Here is a 6,107-nt window from a genome sequence, read left to right on the forward strand (position 1 = left end):
GATGGTGGCTTAACCTGAAATGGTACAATAACCCTAGTTGATTGACACTTATGCAATGGTGCGTTACGACGGATTGCTAAATTCATTTCATAGTATGAGTTTAAGCCGTCTAACACACCCTACAATTTGGCTCAACTTATGCAATTTCGTAGGGGCGGGTTTCACAGTTAAGTCAACAAGTTTTCACACATTGTCAGATAAACCCGCCCCCAATGATATAACCCACCGTCGGGCAGGGCGGGTTTATGTAAATCTTAGAGTAAGCATGAAAATTTACGGTGAAACCCGCCCCTACTATTGCACCATTTAAGGTGTGTCAGTCTACTACATTTTTCCACAGCAAATTTCCCTTAACACAATATAGAGTCAAGGGTATTATCGAGGCAAGCTCTTGAGGAAAAAAGCGATCGCCCCATTATTAAGACTGACACGACTTACGCAAAACATGAAATTATACAACATCTGTAGGGGCGAATGGCATTCGCCCTTACTATATTCGGTAAATAAATTTCTCCAACAGGCGAACCCCTAATTTCATATAGCTTGCTCTCGATCGCCTGTTTCCTGACCAAAAAATAAGGCTTCAAGTCTCCCATCTCAAAAAGATAAAAAAGAAAATTCCTGTTTTTCAGCCTCCGACTTAAGCTAGAGCTACTCTTAACTGATGACTGATAACTCGTAACTGATAACTGAACTTCACCAGGCAAAACCTCCTCCTGGGATACCTCAGCAACAACAATTTCCTCTGGCAACTCTTCAGGTTCTGACTTTTCCTTTTTCCCCGACTCAAAAACAGTCTTTTCAACTGTTCCTTCATATTCGTCTAAACGCTTGTGCAAAATAGCCCGCGCCTGGGAAATGCGCTTACGGACATTAGTACAAGAAATATGAAGTTCTGTAGCTATCTGTTGATAAGAATGCTCTTCCTGAAAATAGAGCTTAAAAGTTTCCTGTAGTCTCCCTGGTAAATTATCGATGGCCAGGCCAACAAAATTTTCCAGTTCTTGCTGCTACGCAGCAAGAACTGGATTTTCAATTTGACTGACTCCTTCTACCGATAGTGTATTATTGGCACAGCAGCACATAGCATCAGCATCCTCAAATCCTACAATACAGTGATTATTATGTTTAAGGATGTCCATGCAAAGATTGTGAGTTATGGTAGTTAACCATGCTTTGAAATTATCAATGGGTTGAAGATTCTTTCCCATTTTCTCTCTGGCCTTAAGCATAGCCATACTTAGAGCATCTTCGGCCTCCGTGGAGTTCCCTTCCATCCATTTCAGGCAGCAATGGTAGAGATAGTCTTGATATTTTTGCCACTCCTGCCAAAATACGGAATTAACATCTGTAGTTCTTTTTTGCCTATCCAACATTTTACGTTTTTATTCAGAACAGCATATTTTTGTAGGCATCCTGATTTTTTACCACTAAATAAAAAGTTTTGTAAAATTCCTGGTTAAAATTTTGTCTAAATGATAATAAAAAATTTATTTATTTATTTATTTATTTAATGGCTAGATTTTCTACCCTTCAATTAATTAACTTTACTCTTCTAATATTACTTGTCTATACCTCAATCCACAATAGTAAAAACACTAGAATTTGTTGGATAATATAGAGATAATTTGTGTGAATTTACTTACAGCGGTTTTGATTTCAGTAGACCACAGTAGGGGCGAATGGNGTTTTGATTTTCATACCTTGATTCAGCAACGCCTAATTAATTATTAATTATTGAACCAACCTCTAAGAAATACGCTTAGAAACTGTTTGAAAACTGATCCGAAAAAATTAACTTTACTCTTCTAATATTACTTGTCTATACCTCAATCCACAATAGTAAAAACACTAGAATTTGTTGGATAATATAGAGATAATTTGTGTGAATTTACTTACAGCGGTTTTGATTTCAGTAGACCACAGTAGGGGCGAATGGCCATTCGCCCCCTACAGAGTTTTGATTATGACGATGTGGTTTATCCATCTGAAAAGCGCTGTAGGAGAGTAAAAAAAAAGTGCAATCCTGGACAGTAATTATCAGCTCTGAGTATGGAATAAAAATTTCAGTTGAGCTAAATAAAATACTGACCAGGTTTTAATTAGCACTATTATTTTGGCTTAAAATTTACCCAAATTTCAATTTCATACCTCAAATCAGCAACGCCTAAATTCTTTTTCCTCCTGACTCCTGACTCCTGACTCCTGACTCCTAAAAAATCCTATAAATTTATTTCTTGGCTTAACTCTTCTTGAACTTTTTCCCATTCATTTTCGCTTTGTGAAAGTATTTCCGTAGCTTTTTCTAAATTAAAATCTGCTCCCGACTCGATCGTACCACGAGCCATATATTCTAACTCTTTACATAGTTCAGAAAAATTAGTTGCTCCTAATAAAGCACTACTAGATTTAAGTGTATGAGAAGCTGATTTTAATGCAGCATAATCACGTTTTTTAATAGACTTTCTAATCGTACTCATGTGTTTATCGCCATCAGCAAGATAGTCTTGTATCAAAATAGCTAGGGTATCTGGTTCATCGTCATAAAGATTGCGAAAGTCTTCTATAATTTTAGGGTCGAGGGCTGGTTGTTGATCGTCTTTTGCTTCTAAAATATCATCTAAGAAATCTAAATCTAAAACTGTAGTTTCCTCAGTAACTGGTACATTCTCTGTATCTAAATCTATGAAATTATCAATTTTTGCTAATTCCTGTAAACCTGTTTCCGTATTGCTTGGCGGGATAATAGGCAATGCACTTTGAAGCGATATTGTTTCCTCCAACTGAGAAGTTGACTCTACCTTACCATTCGTAAATTGCTGTTTCTGAGTAATTGGTTTCTTTGGAGGATCTATTTTTACTAATGTTGACTCTGGAGATGATGAATGACTACTGACTCCATTTGCTGAATCAGTTTTCGATTGTGATTTTTTGTTTCGGATAGGTTTACATCTGTTTAAAGCTTGTGCTAATTTTTCGCGATGAATTGGTTTAGTCACATAATCATCCATACCAGCATTTAGACACTTCTCACGATCGCCCTGCATCGCATTAGCTGTCATAGCAATAATCCAAGGGCGTTTTTCTTCTGGGTATCTTTGACAAATTTGACGGGTTGCTTCTATTCCATCCATATTAGGCATCTGCACATCCATTAATACCACATCGTAGGGTATCCGCTTGAGAGCATCCAAAACTTCTATACCGTTAGCAGCTACATCTGCACGATAACCAATTTTTTCTAGTAAATGTATTGCCACTTTCTGATTAACTACGTTATCTTCTGCTAACAATATGCGGAGATTTGAGCGATCGCTACTTTTGTCATTCAGGTTTTGAAAATATTTCACTCCTAAACTAGGAGTTTTGGGGTTAAGTTCTCCTTCTCCTGTTGTTCCAAATACTTGCAGTAAAACATTATAAAATTGAGACTGTTTGACTGGTTTATTCAAAAATCCAGCTAGACTAACTTTTGCCTCTTGAAGTTCTCGGAAAATTTCTGCTTTGCCAATATAAGTAAACATTATTAATGGTAAAGATAACTCAGAATTGTTATTTTGTTTTGAGTTTTGTTCAGCTTCCAATTTCCGAATCTTTCTAGCTAATGTCAGTCCATCCATATCTGAAAGATTCATGGCGATAATTCCAATATCAAAAGTTCTTCTTTCTTCCAACCAGCTTAAAGCTTTAGCAGCAGAATCAGCAATTACAGGTATCATTTCCCATGATTTAACTTGTTGTTTAATTACCTCTTGATTAACAGAATGACTTTCTACAACTAATATTGTCTTGCCTTTTAAGAAACTATCAATTTCTTCAGGAAAAGGCATTGCAATTGCCTTGGCTTTAATAGTAAAATAAAAGGTTGAACCTCTGCTACCTACTTCTGATTTGACAAAGTAAGATGGTGGAGTTCCAGCAATATTTACTATAGATTCAGTCATATAAATATTGTCAATATTTATGTCATTTTTTTTGTTATTAATACCGCCATTGTCATCAATTTTGAACAGGGAGTTGTGTTTTTTGGCTTCTGGCAAATTATTGATTTCTACTGACTGAGAAACCACCCACATTTGACCGTCCATCATTTCACTTAATCTTTGACTAATGGCTAATCCTAAACCTGTACCACCATATTGTCTAGTTGTGGAAGCATCTACCTGAGAAAAAGCTTTAAATAAGCGATCCATTCGGTCTGGAGGAATACCAATACCTGTATCCTTAACGGCAAATTGTATTTCATAGTTTCCTGTAATTTTACCAGGAGTTTTAAAATTAGATATTTCTTCGTAATTTATCTCTTCTAAGAGACTATCTTCTTGATAATTTTCACCAATTTTTCTAGCACTTACAGAAACAACTACTTCTCCTATTTCTGTAAATTTAACAGCATTTCCTAACAAATTTACCAAGACTTGACGCAGCCTTGTCACGTCTCCCACAATCATTACTGGCACTGAATCATCAATTAAACAAGCCAGTTCTAAATTTTTATGTGCTGCCCTTGGTGCTAATAATTCTAGTGCCTCTTCAACACAGCTTCTAACATCCAAAGGACTGTGTTCTAATTCCAGTTTCCCAGACTCAATTTTAGTAAAGTCAAGAATATCATTAATAATAGTTAGCAGTGCATCCCCACTGGTGCGAATAGTCTCCACAAAATCTCGTTGTTCATGGGTTAATTCCATATCTAATAATAAACTTGTCATCCCAATTACACCATTCATTGGTGTCCGAATTTCGTGACTCATCATTGCTAAAAATTCGCTTTTCGCACGGTTAGCTACTTCTGCTGCTTCTCGCGCTTGTTCTAAAGCTTTATTCTGACTTTCTAATTCTTGTTTATGGGTAACTTCTGACTCTAATATTTGTGCTTGAGCTAATGTTAATCCTACCTGAGATGCCACCTCTTCTAATAAGTCTATTTCATCCTGTTTCCATTGACGCATATAATCACATTGATGTAAATTAATAATGCCATTTGGTTGTCCTTGATAGGAGGTACGAACTGCCAACATTGACCTAACTTTTAGCCTCCGGTACATCGGTGCGGATGATTTTAATAGAGGATCTGAAAATACATCTGGAGAGGCGATCGCTTTGTCTTCTGCTAATAATTGTTCTGTATGAGAATTGTAGGTAACAGCAATATCTAAATCCAATGTTGATTCATAGTTTGCTTCCAAATATTCAGCGACACAAGGTAGGTGTGGATAGGGTTCAGCAACATAGCTATGAATTGAACAACGGTTAACTCCAAATACTCTTCCAATTTGGGTAGCAGTAGTCTGAACAATTTCTTTAGTATCTAACTTTGAGCAAATTTCTTGGGTAATTTGTTTGAGTAATAAAAAGTGCTGATATTTTGTTTGCAAAGCTTCTGTCTCATCTTGTCGCAACAATTCACCGCCAATATAAGTTGCCATTAATTTTAAAACTTCTATATCTGTTGCACTCCATTTATTCTTGGCAAAACGACTGGTAAAACTAAGAGTACCATAAACTCTTCCTGAGACAAAAATTTTAGTACCAATATAAGATGCGACACGACGCACAGTATAAGCTGGATGATGTCGCCACTGAGAATCTTTAGCTGATTCGATTGCGAGGGGTTCATTGTATCGCAATACTTCCCGGTCAAATGTTTGTTCCAGGGCGAAAGCGTCTCCTTTAGCTATTCCAAATAGGAAGTATTCTGGTAGATGAGCTGCAATAACTTCATAACGTTCTCCTAAAACTTGCCCTAATAAACCTATATCCATACCAAAACGACGGCATCCCATTTCAAGCAATGCAACTATTCTGCTTTCAAAGGAACTACCTGCACCTGTAGTGACTTCATACAGTTCTCTGATTGCTTTTTCACGCGCTTGTAAGTGTTGTTGGGTGGCGATATTTGCAGAAATATCACTTAGGGTACTTACCATACCAGTAATATTATCTTCGCTATCAACTACCAATGTACTCTTCATTTCTATTGGACAATAGTTTCCGTTTTTGGTTAACAACTTTAATTGATAGCAACCTGCAATTAATTTGTTACTAATAATAGCTAACTCTGTATTTTCTGGATTATTTTCTATATCTTCTGGATGAATATAGTC

3 protein-coding genes and 1 pseudogene are annotated in these 6,107 nt (G+C 36.4%); all 4 read right to left on the minus strand.

The annotated features are described in order from the left end of the window. Window positions 1-434: 434 nt before the first annotated feature. Window positions 435-839 (minus strand): hypothetical protein, encoded by a 405-nt coding sequence (locus tag AFK68_RS14745; protein WP_246844200.1) that lies wholly within the window; start codon window positions 837-839, stop codon window positions 435-437. A gap of 15 nt (window positions 840-854) precedes the next feature. Continuing rightward, window positions 855-1,001, minus strand: a pseudogene (locus tag AFK68_RS45255) (RNA polymerase sigma factor); the annotation flags it as partial. A gap of 9 nt (window positions 1,002-1,010) precedes the next feature. Then, window positions 1,011-1,376, minus strand: a complete 366-nt coding sequence (locus AFK68_RS14750; RefSeq protein WP_094673458.1) for an RNA polymerase sigma factor — start codon at window positions 1,374-1,376, stop codon at window positions 1,011-1,013. A gap of 846 nt (window positions 1,377-2,222) precedes the next feature. Further along, on the minus strand, window positions 2,223-6,107 hold a 3,885-nt coding region (locus AFK68_RS14755; RefSeq protein ID WP_143437888.1), incomplete at its 5' end, for a response regulator.

It is taken from the genome of Hydrocoleum sp. CS-953 (assembly GCF_002260545.1).
Classification (GTDB): Bacteria; Cyanobacteriota; Cyanobacteriia; order Cyanobacteriales; family Microcoleaceae; genus Trichodesmium.

Coding starts and splice junctions, on each gene's coding strand:
- AFK68_RS14750 (WP_094673458.1), bottom strand. CDS start 1,376: ATGTTGGATAGGCAAAAAAGAACTACAGATGTTAATTCCGTATTTTGG.